The organism is Cryobacterium sp. PH31-L1, from assembly GCF_030063145.1.
Lineage (GTDB): Bacteria > Actinomycetota > Actinomycetes > Actinomycetales > Microbacteriaceae > Cryobacterium.
Genome location: NZ_JASISM010000005.1, coordinates 127703 through 143679 on the forward strand (window position 1 = coordinate 127703; position 15977 = coordinate 143679).

The window sequence follows — 15977 nt, forward strand, 5'->3', positions numbered from 1 at the left end:
ACGCAGCCCCGAGGTTCGTGCGGAACCTGACCTAGAGCGACATGATCGCGTGTACCGGCCCGGTGCCGAGGCGCTCACGACCATGCAAGTCGGTGAGCTCGAGCACGACGCCGACGCCGGTGAGGGTATAGCCTGCCCGTTCGATGAGACGGCTCGTGGCCGCGATGGTGCCACCCGTGGCCAGCACGTCGTCGAGGACAAGTACGCGGCTGCCGGCCGGCAGCTGGCCGACTTCGAGTTCGAGTCGGGCCGAGCCGTATTCCAGCTCGTATTCTTCGGTCAGAACGGTGCCGGGGAGCTTGCCGCCCTTACGCACGGCCAGGACAGCCGCGTGGGCGGCGTATCCCACTGCGGCGGCGAGCAGAAAGCCGCGTGCCTCGATACCGGCTACGGCATCGAATTGGCCTCGGTGCTGGTCAGAGAGGTCGTCGACGATCGCCCGAAAGGCGACGGCATCGGCGAATACCGGGTTGAGATCGCGAAACAGAATGTCGGGCTTGGGAAAATCAGGGTATGAGGCCAGCAGGGCCTCAACGTGGTGGAGGGCAGATTTCGGTGCAGGGGCAGAGAGTTGAGTCACTCTTCCATCTTAATCGGATGCCGGTTCCCCGCCCGGCGTTGCCCCGGTCGACGCTTCCCTGACCAGTGTGTCCGGGTGCGGCATCATGGCGATTGCGCTCATCGCGTCGAGGAAATTCACGACGGCCACCTGGTGATCCGGCGAGAGCTCGAGCGCCACCTGCATCAACTGCTCGTGCGTGCCCGACAGTGCGTGACGCATCTGCTCGTGAGAAGACTGGGTGGCGAACAATCGCTGGGCCCGACCGTCATCGGGGTTCACCTCCCGGCGAATGTGGCCGGAAGCCGTGAGCCTGGAGAGCAGCTTGGCAGTGGCGGCCGACGAGATGTTCAGGAATTCGCTGAGATCCTTGGGGCTGGCGACGCGGCTTTGGCGTTCGCAGGCGATGAGGTGACGGATGGCCATGAGGTCGGTTTCATTGATGTGCATGTCTGCCTGGGCGCGATGACGCATCGCGGCGTCAGCCACGCGAAACCGGCGCACGGCGCGCAAAACCTCCATGGACGAAGAAACTCCGGAGTTCTTGGGGTCATACCAGTACGTCCCGGGTCCTGGGGGGTTACTCTCATCGTGGGACATATGGCCATGGTAACGTGAGCAGTCGCTAACTTGGTTAGTTATTTCCGAACATAATCAGGTTGAACCGAGAAGGGGAGCCCGCGTGCCAACTGCAAACGCTCTTGATGAACACGTAATCCTTCTCGATGACGAGGGGCATCACATCGGCACCGCGCCGAAGTACAGCATGCACGGATCGGCCACCGCGCTGCACCTGGCGTTCTCCTGCTACGTATTCAATCCGCTCGGCGAAGTGCTGGTCACCCGCCGCGCGCTCAGCAAGAAGGCGTGGCCGGGAGTGTGGACCAACTCGTTCTGTGGGCATCCGCTGCCCGCTGAGCCAATGACCCAGTCCGTTACCCGCCGGGCCGGCTTTGAACTCGGGCTGGAGCTCGACGATATCGACCTCGCACTCCCCCTCTTTCGGTACCGTGCCACCGACAGCAGCGGGATTGTCGAAAACGAGATCTGCCCGGTCTACTTGGCCACAACAACGCAGGAGCCCACGCCGAACCCCGACGAGGTCGCCGAATATGCCTGGACCCGCCCCGCAGACCTGTACCGGGCGGTGACGGATGCCCCGTGGGCGTTCAGCCCGTGGATGGCGTTGCAGGTGCAGCAGTTGGACAGTTTTCGTGCTTGACACGGTTGCGGCGGGCGTCGAGACCGAACTGACCCGCTTTTTCGCCGCAGCCCGACTGCGCGCGAGCGACTACGGCGTCCACTATGTGGCCTTATGGGATTCCCTGGAGCAGGCCAGCAGCGGCGGTAAGCGGGTGCGCCCCGCACTGGTTCTGGCGGCCTATGCCGGTTTCGGCGGACGCGATCAGGCTCTCGTGGCACCGGTCGCCGTGAGCTTCGAACTGTTGCACACGGCATTTCTGATTCACGACGACGTCATCGACCGCGACCTGGCCCGGCGCGGGGTCGCCAACATCGCCGGACGTTTCAACGACCGCGCGCTCGCGCATGGAGCCGCTGCCGATCAGGCCGGTGTCTGGGCGGCGGCCGCGGCTATCCTCGCCGGCGACCTGGCGCTCAGTGAAGCGCATCGTGCACTGGCCAAGCTGCCGGTCGACGTGCACACGCGCCTGCGGCTGCTCGACCTGCTCGACCGGGCGGTGTTCGTCTCGGCCGCCGGGGAGTTGGCCGACGTGACCAACAGTTCCGCGCAGCATCCGCTCACCGTGACCGAGGTCCTCACCACCCTGGAGAACAAGACCGCCGTGTACTCGTTCGAAGCGCCATTGCAGGCCGGGGCGGTGCTCGCTGGGGCCTCGGCCGAGGCGATTCGCCTGCTCGGCCAGTACGGACGCCTGGTCGGAGTGGCCTTTCAGCTCACCGACGACCTGCTCGGCGTGTTCGGCGACCCGGTCAAGACCGGCAAGAGCGTCACCGCCGACCTGCGCGAGGGCAAGCAGACCGCGCTGATCGCGCACGCCGGTGGAACCGAAAGCTGGTCGTTGATCGAACCGTATCTCGGTAAGATCGATCTCAGCGAGGAGGAGGCCGAACGTGCTCGCGAGCACCTGCGCGCCTGCGGTGCGAAAGCGGCCGCCGAAGGCCTGGCATACGACCACTCTCGCCTCGCAGTGGACACGCTCGACCCGGCACTCATTCCGGCCGAGCTGCGGGCCACCCTGATCGAGCTGGCCGAGGCCGCCGTGAATCGGTCCCGCTGATGACGCCGCTGCGATCAGTATCGGCCCGAACGGCCACGGACACGAATCTGCTCAAGTACGCGGAGACGGCCCGGGCCAGTTCGACGACGGTGATCGGACACTATTCCACGTCGTTCGGCCTGGCTGCCCGGCTGCTCGACTCCCGGGTGCGCGCTCCGGTGCGCACGATTTATGCCCTCGTGCGCATTGCCGACGAGATCGTCGACGGTGCCGCCACCGAGGCTGGAGTCTCGATCGAGGAACAGCGGCAGCTGCTCGACGAACTCGAAATCGAAACCGAACGCGCGATCGTGCGTGGTTACAGCACGAACCTGGTCGTGCACGCCTTCGCCGCGACGGCCAGGCAGTGCGGAATCGACTCCAGCCTGATCGCACCGTTCTTCGCGTCCATGCGCCGTGACCTTGACCCGGCCCCGTTCACGACCGAGGGCGTAGCCGCGTACATTTACGGTTCCGCCGAGGTGATCGGGCTCATGTGCCTGCGCACTTTCGTGCACTGGTCCCCGCGCAACGAATCCGAACTCAGTGTTCTCGAAGACGGCGCACGCCACCTCGGCGCGGCTTTTCAGAAAATCAATTTTCTGCGCGACCTGTCCTGTGATCGCGAGGTTCTCGGTCGCAACTATTTTCCGGGGATCGACCCGCTACACCTCACCGACGCTCAGAAGAACGTGATCCTCGACGACATCGATGCGGACCTCGCCATTGCCAGTGCCGTACTGCCGCTGCTACCTCCGGGCTGCCGGCGCGCCGTCGCCGCCGCGCAGGGCCTGTTCACCCGGCTGTCCCGGCGACTGCGGTCGACCCCGGCCGACCAGTTATTGCGCTCCCGCGTGCGGGTGCCGGATGGAGAGAAACTGATGATCGCCCTGAACTCGACCATCGGCCGCGGCGCGTGGAAGCGATGACACGCACCATCGTGATCGGCGGCGGGATCGCCGGCCTGGCCAGCGCCGCCCTGCTTGCCAGGGAAGGCCACGACGTCACCCTCCTGGAATGCCGCGCCGAACTCGGCGGCCGGGCCGGCCTCTGGGAGACCGAAGGATTTCGCTTCGACACGGGCCCATCGTGGTATCTGATGCCGGAGGTGTTCGAGCACTTCTTCCGGCTGTTCGGGACGAGCGCGGCCGAGCAGCTCGACCTTGTGAAGCTGGACCCCGGCTACCGGGTGCACTTTGAGGGTGACCCTGTTCCGGTGGATATTCGCGCCGACCGGGCCGCGAACATCCGCTTGTTTGAGTCGGTGCAGCCTGGGGCAGGACGGGCGCTCGATCGGTATCTCGACTCGGCGATCGAAACCTACGATATGGCCGTGAAGCGGTTTCTCTATTCGAGCTTCGAATCGTTCCGCCCGCTCTTAGTGCCCGACGTACTGCGCCGTCTCGGGCGGCTGGCCCGACTGCTGCTGCAGCCGCTCGACAAGTTCGTCGCCGGGTACATTCGCGACCCACGGCTGCGTCAAATTCTCGGTTATCCGGCCGTGTTCCTGGGGTCCGCTCCCAACCTGACGCCGTCGATGTACCACCTGATGAGCCATCTCGATCTCGCTGACGGCGTGCTCTACCCGCAGGGCGGCTTCAGCACACTGATCGAGAGCATCGCCGCGATAGCCCGTGCTGAAGGCGTTCGGATTGAAACGGACGCCCGGGTCACCGCTATTCGCGTGAATTCCGACAAATCAGTCGCCGGGGTGCGCTACACAGCCGCCGACGGCACGCAGATGTCGCTCGATGCCGACACGGTCGTCTCCGCCGCCGACCTGCACCACACCGAGACCGAGCTGGTGCCCGCCCCGCTGCGCACCTACCCGGAACGCTGGTGGAACACGCGCATGTCGGGCCCCGGTGCCGTGCTGGTGATGCTCGGCGTGAGCGGTGAGCTCCCCCAGCTTCAACACCACTCACTGTTTTTTACCACGGACTGGGGCAAGAACTTCGGCCAGATCTTCGGCAAGACGACGTCGGTGCCGTCGCCCGCGTCACTCTACGTCTGCATGCCGAGCGCGACCGACCCCTCGGTGGCACCGGACGGCGACAGTAACCTGTTCGTGCTCGTGCCGGTTCCGGCCGATGTGACGCTCGGCGCGGGCGGCATCGACGGCGCCGGCTCAGCCACGATCGAGTTGATAGCGGATGCCGCCATCGCGCAGGTCGCCGAGTGGGCCGGTATCCCCGACCTCGCCGCCCGCGTGACGGTGCGACGCACGGTCGGCCCGGCCGACTTCGCCGAGGACCTGAACAGTTGGAAGGGCGGCGCCCTCGGACCGGCCCACACGCTACGGCAGAGCGCCTTCATGCGCGGGACGAATATGTCGAAGAAGATTTCCGGCCTGTACTACGCTGGCGGCACCACGATCCCCGGAATCGGACTGCCCATGTGCCTGATCAGCGCCGAAATTCTGCTCAAGCGGATGCGCCACGACACCTCCACCGGACCGCTGTCCGAACCGCTGCCGGCGCGTCCACGGCAATCGGCCGGGCCGGGCGGCTTCGAGGGGTTCGGCGGGTATTCCGGATATTCCGACAGCCCGGCGGGTTCTGCGCCGCGCTCGTGAGCGTTCTGTACCTGCTGACGCTGCTGGTCTCGCTTGGAGGCATGGTGGTGCTGGACTGGCGTTTTCGCCTGTTCTTCTGGCGTTCGCCCGGCCGGGCAGCCCTGGTGCTCGGTGTCGGCGTGCTGTTCTTTCTCGGCTGGGACCTCGCCGGCATCGGCCTGGGCATCTTCTACCGCGGGGAAACATCGCTCATGACCGGCCTGCAGCTGGCCCCGGAACTGCCGATCGAGGAGTTCTTCTTTCTCGCGTTTCTCTGCTACCTCACCATGAACCTGGTGCAGGGTGCCCGGCTGGTTCAGGGCCGGCGGGCCGCGCGATGACCTACCTGCTCCTGAACGCCGTCTTTCTCGCCGTGGCCGCGCTCGTGGCCGCCGTCGCCGGCGTGCGCCGGCTGATTTCGCACCGGTTCGTGCTGGCCGTGGCCATTGCCGTCACGCTGACCCTGATGCTCACGGCCGTATTCGATAACCTGATGATCGGGGCTGGATTGTTCAGCTATGACCCGGAGCACATCTCGGGCCTGTTCGTTCTTCTCGCCCCGATCGAAGATTTTGCCTACCCGCTGGCCGCGGCGATTCTGCTTCCGGCGCTGTGGGCATTGGTAGGCGGCACCAGGTTAGGACAAACAGATGAGTGAGCAGCTCGGCACGGCAGGGTGGAAGACCCGTCAGGTTGTGCTCTCGTCGCGGCCGCTCAGCTGGATCAACACGGCCTTTCCTTTCGCCGCCGCTTACGTTGTGACCACCGGGCGCGTGGACGCGCTGCTGATCGTGGGCACGCTGTTCTTTCTGATTCCGTACAACCTGCTGATGTATGGCGTCAACGACGTTTTCGATTACGAGTCCGATCTGCGTAATCCGCGGAAGGGCGGTGCCGAAGGGGCGCTGCTGCACCCCGCGCTGCACCGAACGGTGATTGCCGCGGGCGTCCTCGGCTGTGTATTTGTCGGCGGTGCCATGGTGGGGTTGGCGGGGACTGGGCATCCGCTGTCCTGGGTCGTGCTGACCGTGAGCCTATTCGCTGTGGTGGCGTACTCGGTGCGCGGGTTGCGCTTCAAGGAACGACCCGTTCTGGACTCGATCACCTCGAGCACCCACTTCGTCAGCCCTGCCGTCTACGGCCTCGTCGTCGCCGGTGCCACCGCGAACTTTGGGCTGCTGGCCCTGCTCGCGGCGTTCTTTCTGTGGGGCATGGCCAGCCACGCCTTCGGTGCCGTGCAGGACGTCGAGCCCGACCGCCAGGCCGGAATCGCATCGATCGCGACGGCTCTCGGCGCCTGGCCCACCGTGCGCCTCGCGATCACCTTCTGGGTGCTGGCTGGCCTGCTGATGCTCGCCACCCCCTGGCCGGGGCCGCTCGCCGCGGTGCTCGCCGTTCCCTACATTTTGGCGGCGCTGCCGTTCTGGTCGGTCAGTGATGAGCAGTCTGAGAGCGCCAACCGGGGCTGGAAGCGGTTTCTTTGGCTCAATTTCTTTACCGGTTTTGTCGTGACCCTGCTGCTGATCCTCTGGGTGCGTAATGGGGGCTGAACTTCGATTCGGCCCGTTGGCTAGAGTGAGGGGATGGAGCTTACCTCTGCCCGTGTCGACAGTTGGAGCTGGGGCGTGCGCCTGTTCAAGACCCGATCGATGGCCACCACCGCCTGCCGCGCCGGGCACGTGCGGGTGAACGGCGACAAAGCCAAGGCCGCGCAGGCCCTGCACATCGGTGATGAGGTGCGTGTGCGCAGTGACGGTTTCGACCGGGTGCTGATCGTGTCCCGTCTCGTCGTCAAACGGGTCGGCGCCGTGATCGCCGCCGAATGCTACGTCGATAAGACTCCCCCGCCGCCGCCCCGCGAAGAGGTGGCACTCGTGCCGATGCGCGACCGCGGCGCCGGGCGCCCGACCAAGCGCGAGCGCCGAGAGATCGACGAGCTGCGCGGTCACGTCAACGAGTGATCGACTCGAATTCGCGCCCGAAAGCGGATGCTGCGCCTTCCGTGATTGCTCGGGCAGACCGCTTCAGCTGAATGCTCAGGTGTGTGTCGGCGGGTGCGGCAGAGCTGGCTTGGGCCGGGGGTCGGCTGATTCCGACGCTGATGCTGGTTCTGGTGTTCCCGGCTGCGACTGGCGCGACTGGGCCGACTGCAGCGCGGCGAGAACGCCCAGGGATCGTTTGATGCGATCTTCGGCGGCGGTGTCGACGTGGCTGGCCGCGAGGTTCGCCTCACTGACCGCGCGCACGACCTCGTCGCGTTGAATCTTCACGCCCCGCGGTGCGTCGATGCCGATGCGCACACTATCGCCGCGGGCGTCAAGCACGGTGATGACGATATCGTCACCGATGAGGATCTTTTCCCCCGGTTTGCGTGTCAGAACGAGCATCGTTCCAGCCTACCGTTCGCGCTCGGTGGGTCTGGAATGCGGCGGTGCCGCACGGCGACCGGTCGGCGCTGCCGCGACCCGCCCGTCCATCCACTCCACCGGCAGTCCCAGGTCGTCGACCGTGGCCGGCGAGGTCGTGAATTGGCGACCGAGCGCCGCCACCGCGTGCACCTGGACGGCGGTGACGACCATATTCACCCAGCGGATGGTGTCCTCTGGTTTTCGACTCGCATCGACGACCACCCACACCTGGTCGGCACCGATTGCGGTGAGGGTTGCCGCGCGCGCTAGTGCGTCGGACGCGGGCTCGAGGCCGTAGGCGATGAAGGTGCTGTGGCCGATATCCACGCCGTGGGCTCTGGCCAGCATGGCAGCGCGCCGGTCGTCGATCCGCGGGATGCGGTCCTGCATCAGGGTGCCGGCGATGCGCAGCTCGCCCGCACCGGCCACGCGCAGCATGAGGCGCGCGATCGTGAGCGGGTCTTCCTCGAGCCCCACGATTAGAACTAGGTCGCCCGGCCGGGTGAGCGGGGCCGGAACCGGGGGACGGGCGAGCGGCGGGCGGGCGGGGCTCGGCGCTGGTGCAGAGACGGGGGCCTGCGCGGGAGCTGCCACGTCCGCGACCGGCTCGGGTGCGGCATCCGGAATCAGATCGCGGCCGGTGGCGAAGGTGAGTTCGTCCATGAGCTTGGCGAAACCGTCAGAGGTCGTCGACAACTGCGGCGACGGCTGGGCCGGGTGCAGTTGGGACTCAGCCTCGTCGGCGTCGTCGAGCAGCGCCGCTATGCCCAGCCGGGCCGAGATATCAAGGCCGGCGTGCGCCGCCTTCGTACGCTGCGCCGGCTCCAGCACCTCGACGGTGATCTCGTAGTGCTGGCGCGCGAAGAATCCGCGAATTCCGCCCACTGTGACCTTTTCGGCGGCGATGATGGTGGCGTTGGCCCCGTGCTCGGCGACGACGCGTTCCTGCAACTCGCGCAGGGTCGGACCCTCAAGCAGAAATCGTTTCGGCTCCACGGACCACACCCACTGTCTCAATGGTCACATTCGCCGATGTTACTTCCTGGTACGACAATACCGGCAGACCACCGGTCTGCGTGGAGATCAGGCGGCGGATGGCCGGCCGCAGCGCCGGAGCGCAGACCAGCACCGCGGTCTGACCGCTCGCCTCCACCTTGGCCACCGAGGTGCGCACCGAGGCGAGCACCGTCTCCAGGCGCGCCGGATCCATCAGAATCTGGGTCCCCTGGTCGGAGGGGCGCAGCCCCTCGAGCATGGACTGTTCGAGGGTGGGGTCGATCATGATCACGCGCAGCAGCGTGCCGTCGAGATACTGCGCGGTCAGTGCCGGGCCGAGCGCCTGGCGAGCGGCCTCGACCAGCCCCTCGGCATCGTTCGATGCCTTGGCGCGCAGGGAAAGCGCCTCGTAGATGCGCGGCAGGTCGTTGATCGGGATCTGCTCGACCAGCAGGCCCTGCAGCACCCGCTGCACCTCGGCGAGGGAGAGCAGGCCGGGAATGAGATCGTCGACGGCCGAGGGGTTGATCTGTTTGACGCCATCCGTGAGCACCCGCACGTCTTCCCGGGTGAGAAGCCGAGCCGCGTTCGTGGTGATGATCGAGGAGAGGTGGGTGACCACGACCGAGACTCGGTCGATCACCGTGGCACCGGTCATCTCGGCGCTGTGCCGCATTTCGCTCGGCACCCACTTGCCAGCCAGGCCGAACACCGGCTCGATCGTGACCTGCCCCGGTAGGGTGTCGAGGGCGTCGCCGAGGGCGAGCACCTTGCCGGCCGGAGCCAGGCCGCGCCCGTATTCGACGCCGGCGATGCGAATGACATAGGTCGACGACGGCAGGTCGACGCTGTCCCTGGTGCGCACTGGGGGCACGACAACGCCGAGATCCATGGCGATCTTGCGTCGGAGGCCGCGTACCCGGGCGAGCAGGTCGTCGGACGCGCCGGAGACGAGATCGACCAGGTCGGGCGAGAGCATGATCTCGAGCGCGTGCACGCGCATCTGCTCGATCAGATCTTCGGTGGTGTCGGTTTTGGGAGCGCTCTGCTCCGACGCCGTGCTGGCCTCGATGCTCGCCTGTTTGCTGACCTCACCGGCCTTGATGCGCTGGGCGATCAGCATGAGCGCCATCCCCACGATGAGGAACGGCAGCACCGGCATGCCCGGAATCAGCGCCATCAGCACGGCGGCCGCACCGGCGATGGTCAAGGCGTTCCGCGACTGCGTGAGCTGAGCGGATGCCGTCGAACCGATGTCGGTCTCGGCGTTCGAGCGGGTGACGATCATGCCGGTGGAGACCGCCATGAGCAGCGCCGGAATCTGTGTGACGAGGCCGTCACCGATGGTCAGCAGGGCGTAGGTGTTGACCGCCTCGCCGATCTCCAGTCCGCGCTGCAGCATGCCGATGGCGATGCCGCCGATGATGTTGATGATGATGATGATCAGGCCGGCGATCGCGTCACCCTTGACGAACTTCGACGCACCGTCCATGGCACCGTAGAAGTCGGCCTCGGCCGACACTTCAGCTCGACGATCCTTGGCCTGGGCATCCGTGATCAGGCCGGCGTTGAGGTCGGCGTCGATGGCCATCTGCTTACCCGGCATGGCGTCGAGGGTGAATCGGGCGCCGACCTCGGCCACGCGCTCGGCACCCTTGGTGACGACAACGAACTGGATGACGACGAGAATCAGAAAGATGACTGCACCGATGATGATCGAGCCGCCGACGGCGACGTGCCCGAAAGCTTCGATCACCTGGCCGGCATAGCCTTCGCCGAGGACCAGCCGTGTGGATGCCACGTTCAAGCCGAGACGAAACAGCGTCGCAACCAGCAGCAGGGACGGAAACACCGAGAAGTCCAGCGGCTTCTTCACGAACATGGTGGTGAGCAGGGTGACCAGGCCCAGCATGATGTTCAGGATGATCAGGAAGTCGAGCAGACCGGCCGGGATGGGCACGACGAGCAGCAGGATGATGCCGACCACACCGACCGGAACGGCGAGCTTGATGAGATTGCGATTCACGAACGGCCTCCAGCAGTCTGCGGTGATGATGAGGATGAGGATGATGGAGCGGCCGATGGAGCAGCGGTCAGTGCGCTCATGGTGTGGGTTCCCGCCGTGCTCCCCCGCTTCTTCAGGGCCATGACGAAGGCGAGCACCCGGGCGACAGCGTTATACAGTTCCGTGGGTATCTCGTCGCCGATTTCGCAGGCAGAGTGCAGCGCCCGCGCGAGCGGTACGTCCTGCACGATGGGAACGTGATCGGTGTCAGCCTGGGCCCGAATGCGGGCGGCCAGGTGTCCGACTCCCTTGGCAACTACGCGCGGCGCCGATTTCCCCGGCTCGTATTTGAGGGCGACGGCCACGTGCGTGGGGTTGACCAGCACGACATTGGCGTCGGTCACCGACGCGATCATGCGGTTGCGGCTCATCATCAGCTGCCGGGACCGGCGCTGCGATTTGATCAGCGGGTCGCCCTCCGACGCCTTGTTCTCGTCCTTGACCTCCTTTTTCGTCATCATGGTCTTCTTGCGGTTGCGTTTCATGATGACGAAGATGTCCGCGGCCGCGAGCACAAGACCGGCCGCGACGGCGGCCTGCAGCAGCGCGGCCGTTCCGCCGCCGGCCGCGATGAGCAGCTCGGAGACCGGCAGCCCGCCGGCGGTCAGCAGCACCGGCATGAGGCCTTGAATCACCGAATACAGCACGAACCCGACGGCGGCCGTCTTGGCGAGCACCTTGACGCCTTCCCAGAGCGCCTGGGTGCCGAACACTCGTTTCATGCCGGTGACCAGGTTGAACTGCTCGAACTTGCCAGCGACTTTCTTGAAGTGGATGCCGCCCTGCAGCGCCGCTCCGCCCAGCACGACGACGAGCACAACGACGAAAAACGGCGTGAGAATGTCAGTCAGAGCGGCCAGCCCGTTGCCGAGGGCTTCGACCGCCACGCTGGGATCCGGATTGCGGGCAAGGGTACCGATCAGGTACATCTGGTCCGTGCCCGCATCGGCACCGGCCGCGATGGTGGCTGGGAGCATAAGGCCGGCCGCACCAACGCCGAGCCAGGCTGTGACATCCTGCGATTTGGAGAGTTCGCCCTTTTCGCGCACCCGCTTCATGCGTTTTTGGGTGGCTTGTTCGGTCTTTTCGCCGGAATCAGTGTCGGACAACTACCTGACCCCCATGAGCGCATCGAGGGCCTGGCCGGTGAGCGAGGACACGATGCGCGGCAGGGCCACGAACACGGTCGCGGCGAGGCTCAGCGTGATGAGAATCTTCAGGGGAAAGCCGAGCGCGAATGCGTTGAGCGCGGGGGCGACCCGAGTGAGCAGGCCGAGGCCGGCATCCGCGAGAAACAGCACAACGAGCAGCGGGCCGGCGATCTGCACGGCGGCGAGGAACAGCTGCGTTGTGGCGGCGATCATGGCCTGGGCTGGCGCGGCCAGGTCGATGCCGGAGCCGAGAGGAATGGCGGTGTAGCTGCGAAACAGACCGCCGAGCACGAGTTGGTAAGCGCCAGAGGCGAACATCAGCGCGAGGGCGGTCATCTGGAACAGCCGGGTGAACTGGGCACCGTTGACCATCGACTGCGGGTCGAAGCCCTGCGCCATCTGGAATCCGCTGAACATGTCGATGAGGCCACCGGCGGACTGCACGGCGGCGAAGACCAGGTAAACAAGGAACCCCAAGGTGGCGCCGACCAGGATTTCGAGGATCAGGGCTCCGACGAACCCGGCGGTGTCCTGCGAGACGTAGTCGGCGGTGACCCGCGGTGAGACCGCCAGGGCCAGCCCGATGGCGAGCATGGCTTTGATGCGAGCCGGGATTGCGCGATAGGAGAACGGCGGTGCGATGACCAGAAAAGCCACCATGCGCACACCGGCCAGCATGACCGCTTCGATCCAGGCGAAATTGAGGTTGAACTCCACGTCAACCTCCGCCGAGCAACGAGGGAATCTTTTCGAACATCGAGTTGGTGAAGGCGACCGATTCGGCGATCATCCAGTGGCCGCAAATCAGTAGGGCCAAGGCGACGGCCACGGCTTTGGGTACAAACGACAGCGTGACTTCCTGAATCTGCGTGATCGACTGCATCAGCGAGATGGAAAAACCCACCACGAGCGCGGTGATCAGCACGGGAGCCGACAGTTTCGCGGCCAGAATCAGCGCCTGCAGGCCGATATCAAGCACCGCATTGGTATTCATGTGGCCAGCTGATAACTGCCGATGAGGCTTGTGATGATGAGCCCCCAGCCGTCGACGAGTACGAACAGCAGAATCTTAAACGGCAGCGAGATCATGACGGGCGGCAGCATCATCATGCCCATCGACATCAGCGCCGCCGAGACGACAATGTCGATGACCAGGAACGGGATGAAGATGACGAACCCGATGATGAAGGCAGCGCGCAGTTCAGAGATCATGAACGCCGGAATGAGGGTGAGCAGGGTCACGTCGTCGGGGTTGTCGGGGTTGGGCTGGTCGGCGGCCCGCGTCATGAGGGCAAGGTCTTCGCCGCGGGTGTTGGCGAGCATGAACTGCCGTAACGGCTCAGAACCGAGGTTGAGGGCGTCGGTGAAGTTGAGCGTTCCGTCGAGGTAGGGCTGAAGGGCCACGTTGTTGATGTCGGTCAGTACGGGAGCCATGATGAACAGTGACAGGAACAGTGCGAGGCCGGCGAGCACCTGGTTCGGCGGAATCGACGGCAGCGCGAGGGCGTTTCGGGTCATGGCCAGCACGACGAAGATCTTGGTGAAGCTCGTCATCATGAGCAGCAGCGCCGGGGCGACCGACAGCAGGGTGATGCCCAGCAGGGTGACGATCGCCGACGAGGGTGCACCGTTTGGACCATTAATGTCGATAGTCAGGCCGCCGCCACCGGGGTCAGTCGGGTCGGTGGGATCGGTCGGCAGGGTCGGGTCGATGGGGCTGTCCGGCATGGCCGGGTCGACCGGCAGGGCGTGCACGACACTGACGCTGAGCCAGACCAGCGCCGCGGTGATGACAAGACCCAACAAAATCAGCAGGCCGAGCCGGGCAGAGGCCTGACGGTGTACCTGCCGGTCGACCGCGGAGTTCACCGTCCCTGCCGAAGCAGTGCGGCGGTCTGACGCCAGGTTGACGGCGACAGGATGGACCCGGCGAGCGGGGCGGGGCGGGGCTGCGTCGGGGCCGGGGCGGCGTCATCCGCTTCGGCCGCGGCCAGGGAACGGGCAAAGCTGGCGCTCGCGGCGGGCCGGCCGAGCGCTGCAACGGCTTCGTCGAGGGTCGAGCTTGAGTCGGCCGCGAGGGACTTTTCGTGCAACACCGTCACGGCCTGCTCGGTCACGCCGAGAACGAGACGGGTTCCGTCGACCTCTACGACGACAACGGATGCCTTCTGCCCGATGGGCTGCCGGCCCACCACGGTCACCGGGTTGGCATTACCCAGTGCGCGTGCTCCCCGTGACAGTCGTCGCTGCAGGTACCAGAGCAGTGCGAGAACGACGCCTAGGGAGAGGACGACGCGCACCGCGACTATAAGGGTGTCCACTTACGACAGGCCATCCGCGACATCGAGAATCTGGGTGATCCGCACGGCGTAGTCCTGGTCGACGACGACGATCTCGCCGTGCGCGATCAGGCGGCCGTTGAGCAGAATATCGGCCGGCGCTCCGGCTGAACGGTCCAGTTCGATGACAGCACCTGGCTTCAGCGACAGCACGTCGCGCACGGACATGCGGGTGCGTCCGATCTCGACGGTCAGGGACATTTCGACGTTGCTGATGCGCCCGAGGTTTCCCATGGCGACGCGGTTGGAGGCCGGAACGGGCCCGCCGACAACGCCGTTCTGGCGCACGCGAATGGCGAACCAGCCGGTGACGATACCGCCGGCGCTCAGCTCGAAGACGTCGGTGTCGGCGGCGGCGAACAGCGCCGAGGCATCTTCAACCCTCGAGTCGCCGAGCACGCCGATTCCGAGCACGCCGGAGGCGCTCTCCAGGGCCGGACGAAGAACGTCCTGGCTGGAGACGAGCTGGGAGTTGGCCCCGGCGGCGGCGTCGAGCGAGGCCGAGTCGCTCAATACCACGGCCAGGTCGGCGGAGGTCGTGCCCACAAAGGAGGCCACCACGGCGGAGCCGACGCGCGAGCTCAGCTCGGCACTGCCGGGATGCGGCAGCGCCTGCAGTGGCACCGTCGTGGGCAACACGCGGATGAGAGCGTCAACGGCGACCTCGGGAATGGATCGGGTAGAAATCATTGAGCTGTCTCCTCGGTATCAATGACGATGCAGGCCAGCCTCGAACCGTTTGCTCCCACGGCCGCGCGGGCGAGCGACTGACCTTCGACGGTCAGATTGAGCGGACGGTGCTGGGGATGCGGAATGTGCAGGACATCGCCGACGGCCAGCGACAGAATGCGGCTGGGCAGTACGTGGGCCGTCTCCAGCCGGAGGGACACATCGACCGGCACGGCAGCGATCTGGGCCTGCAAAAATTCGGCGGCATTCAACGTGGTGCTGGTGGGGTTCGCTTCGCCGAGTTGCGGCATCAGAGCCGCAGAGGGAATGGCCACCGTTGCCGTCGCGGTCACTTTCTCCACCCGAATGGCGAAGGTCGCGACCACCATCAGGTCGCCGGTCGCAGCCGCCTGGGCGAACTGTGAGTTGTACTGGATCGCCTCGACTCCCATCTCGTCGACGATCAGCGGTCCGAAGGAATAGCGCAGGTCTTCGAGGCTTTCGGCAATGAGCTTGCGAATCAGGGCGAGTTCGATCTGGGTGAAATTGCGTTCGGCGATCACGGGGATGCTGCTGTTGCCGCCGAGCATGTGGTTCACCCAGGTGAGTGCCGACGTGGTCGGAAACTGGATGACGGCTCGGGCTTCGAGACCGGCGACCGTGCACAGCACCATGGCCGTTCTCGGCGGCAAAGAGCCCGCGTACTCGTCGTAGGTGGCCATGAGTACCTGCTCGCAGGTGACCATGCAGAGCACGCGAACGCGTGCGGTCAGCTGGGTGCCCCACTGGCGGGCGAACGTCTCAAAGGCCAGTTCCAGAACACGAGCGTGCTCCCTGGCCAGGGTGGTTGGACGCCGAAAGTCGTACAGCTCAACGCTCTTCGCCGCTTTCGCGGGCGCACTGCTGTCGACCTGATTCTGGACTGTCACGTTGGGACTATCGGCGGGGTTAGTCGAATGGTAAGGAGTGTCAGCTAAGCGGATGCAGCGCGTCTGT

The 15977-nt window shown here is 65.7% G+C and carries 20 protein-coding genes; 8 read left to right on the forward strand and 12 right to left on the reverse strand.

The features are described 5' to 3' along the window. Window positions 1–31: 31 nt before the first annotated feature. Both QMF22_RS11480 and QMF22_RS11485 read right to left on the reverse strand, forming a co-directional pair. On the reverse strand, window positions 32–580 hold the full coding sequence (locus tag QMF22_RS11480) for an adenine phosphoribosyltransferase (protein ID WP_283453648.1): 549 nt from the start codon (window positions 578–580) through the stop codon (window positions 32–34). Between the two features lie 9 nt (window positions 581–589). After that, entirely contained in the window at window positions 590–1081 is a 492-nt protein-coding gene (locus QMF22_RS11485) for a MarR family winged helix-turn-helix transcriptional regulator (protein ID WP_283453650.1), read from the reverse strand. Between the two features lie 160 nt (window positions 1082–1241). On the opposite strand from QMF22_RS11485, the gene idi reads away from it, so the two are divergent. The 8 genes from idi to QMF22_RS11525 are packed head-to-tail and all read left to right on the forward strand — an operon-like array spanning window position 1242 to window position 7314. Continuing rightward, window positions 1242–1781: an isopentenyl-diphosphate Delta-isomerase gene (idi, locus tag QMF22_RS11490; RefSeq protein ID WP_283453652.1), complete on the forward strand. Its 540-nt coding sequence runs from the start codon at window positions 1242–1244 to the stop codon at window positions 1779–1781. Then, a complete protein-coding gene (locus QMF22_RS11495; RefSeq protein WP_283453654.1) occupies window positions 1774–2820 on the forward strand; it encodes a polyprenyl synthetase family protein in 1047 nt (348 codons plus the stop codon). Before idi ends, QMF22_RS11495 begins: the two co-directional genes overlap by 8 nt. Next, window positions 2820–3728, forward strand: coding sequence for a phytoene/squalene synthase family protein (locus tag QMF22_RS11500; RefSeq protein WP_283453656.1), 909 nt, complete (start codon window positions 2820–2822; stop codon window positions 3726–3728). The genes QMF22_RS11495 and QMF22_RS11500 overlap by 1 nt, the downstream gene beginning before the upstream one ends. Continuing rightward, the gene (gene crtI / locus QMF22_RS11505; protein WP_283453658.1) at window positions 3725–5374 is read left to right on the forward strand and encodes a phytoene desaturase family protein; all 1650 of its coding nucleotides are present in this window, start codon (window positions 3725–3727) and stop codon (window positions 5372–5374) included. Before QMF22_RS11500 ends, crtI begins: the two co-directional genes overlap by 4 nt. Beyond that, a complete protein-coding gene (locus QMF22_RS11510; RefSeq protein WP_283453660.1) occupies window positions 5371–5694 on the forward strand; it encodes a lycopene cyclase domain-containing protein in 324 nt (107 codons plus the stop codon). The genes crtI and QMF22_RS11510 overlap by 4 nt, the downstream gene beginning before the upstream one ends. Continuing rightward, the gene (locus QMF22_RS11515; protein ID WP_283453662.1) at window positions 5691–6011 is read left to right on the forward strand and encodes a lycopene cyclase domain-containing protein; all 321 of its coding nucleotides are present in this window, start codon (window positions 5691–5693) and stop codon (window positions 6009–6011) included. The genes QMF22_RS11510 and QMF22_RS11515 overlap by 4 nt, the downstream gene beginning before the upstream one ends. After that, window positions 6004–6903, forward strand: coding sequence for a prenyltransferase (locus QMF22_RS11520; RefSeq protein ID WP_283453664.1), 900 nt, complete (start codon window positions 6004–6006; stop codon window positions 6901–6903). The genes QMF22_RS11515 and QMF22_RS11520 overlap by 8 nt, the downstream gene beginning before the upstream one ends. Window positions 6904–6936: 33 nt before the next feature. Then, entirely contained in the window at window positions 6937–7314 is a 378-nt protein-coding gene (locus QMF22_RS11525; RefSeq protein ID WP_092339733.1) for an RNA-binding S4 domain-containing protein, read from the forward strand. Between the two features lie 75 nt (window positions 7315–7389). On the opposite strand, the gene csrA is transcribed toward QMF22_RS11525, so the two are convergent. From csrA to QMF22_RS11575, 10 genes are read right to left on the reverse strand one after another with little or no spacing between them, the layout of a single operon-like run. After that, window positions 7390–7740, reverse strand: a complete 351-nt coding sequence (gene csrA, locus QMF22_RS17500; protein ID WP_502846945.1) for a carbon storage regulator CsrA — start codon at window positions 7738–7740, stop codon at window positions 7390–7392. A 9-nt stretch (window positions 7741–7749) separates the two neighbouring features. Beyond that, window positions 7750–8757, reverse strand: coding sequence for a hypothetical protein (locus QMF22_RS11535; protein WP_283453668.1), 1008 nt, complete (start codon window positions 8755–8757; stop codon window positions 7750–7752). Further along, the gene (locus QMF22_RS11540) at window positions 8732–10783 is read right to left on the reverse strand and encodes a flagellar biosynthesis protein FlhA (protein ID WP_283453670.1); all 2052 of its coding nucleotides are present in this window, start codon (window positions 10781–10783) and stop codon (window positions 8732–8734) included. Before QMF22_RS11540 ends, QMF22_RS11535 begins: the two co-directional genes overlap by 26 nt. Continuing rightward, window positions 10780–11931 (reverse strand): EscU/YscU/HrcU family type III secretion system export apparatus switch protein, encoded by a 1152-nt coding sequence (locus QMF22_RS11545; protein WP_283453673.1) that lies wholly within the window; start codon window positions 11929–11931, stop codon window positions 10780–10782. The genes QMF22_RS11540 and QMF22_RS11545 overlap by 4 nt, the downstream gene beginning before the upstream one ends. Then, entirely contained in the window at window positions 11932–12690 is a 759-nt protein-coding gene (locus QMF22_RS11550; protein WP_283453676.1) for a flagellar biosynthetic protein FliR, read from the reverse strand. 1 nt (window position 12691) lies between these two features. After that, on the reverse strand, window positions 12692–12967 hold the full coding sequence (gene fliQ, locus QMF22_RS11555; protein ID WP_283453678.1) for a flagellar biosynthesis protein FliQ: 276 nt from the start codon (window positions 12965–12967) through the stop codon (window positions 12692–12694). Further along, entirely contained in the window at window positions 12964–13842 is an 879-nt protein-coding gene (fliP, locus tag QMF22_RS11560) for a flagellar type III secretion system pore protein FliP (protein ID WP_283453680.1), read from the reverse strand. The genes fliQ and fliP overlap by 4 nt, the downstream gene beginning before the upstream one ends. Beyond that, the gene (gene fliO, locus QMF22_RS11565) at window positions 13839–14294 is read right to left on the reverse strand and encodes a flagellar biosynthetic protein FliO (protein ID WP_283453681.1); all 456 of its coding nucleotides are present in this window, start codon (window positions 14292–14294) and stop codon (window positions 13839–13841) included. The genes fliP and fliO overlap by 4 nt, the downstream gene beginning before the upstream one ends. Beyond that, window positions 14295–15002 carry a flagellar motor switch protein FliN gene (fliN, locus tag QMF22_RS11570; RefSeq protein ID WP_283453683.1) on the reverse strand — a complete coding sequence of 236 codons (708 nt, stop codon included), beginning with the start codon at window positions 15000–15002 and terminating at the stop codon, window positions 14295–14297. It lies immediately after the preceding gene. Next, complete coding sequence (locus tag QMF22_RS11575; protein ID WP_283453686.1) at window positions 14999–15910, reverse strand: flagellar motor switch protein FliM; 912 nt, start codon at window positions 15908–15910, stop codon at window positions 14999–15001. The genes fliN and QMF22_RS11575 overlap by 4 nt, the downstream gene beginning before the upstream one ends. Window positions 15911–15977 lie beyond the last annotated feature (67 nt).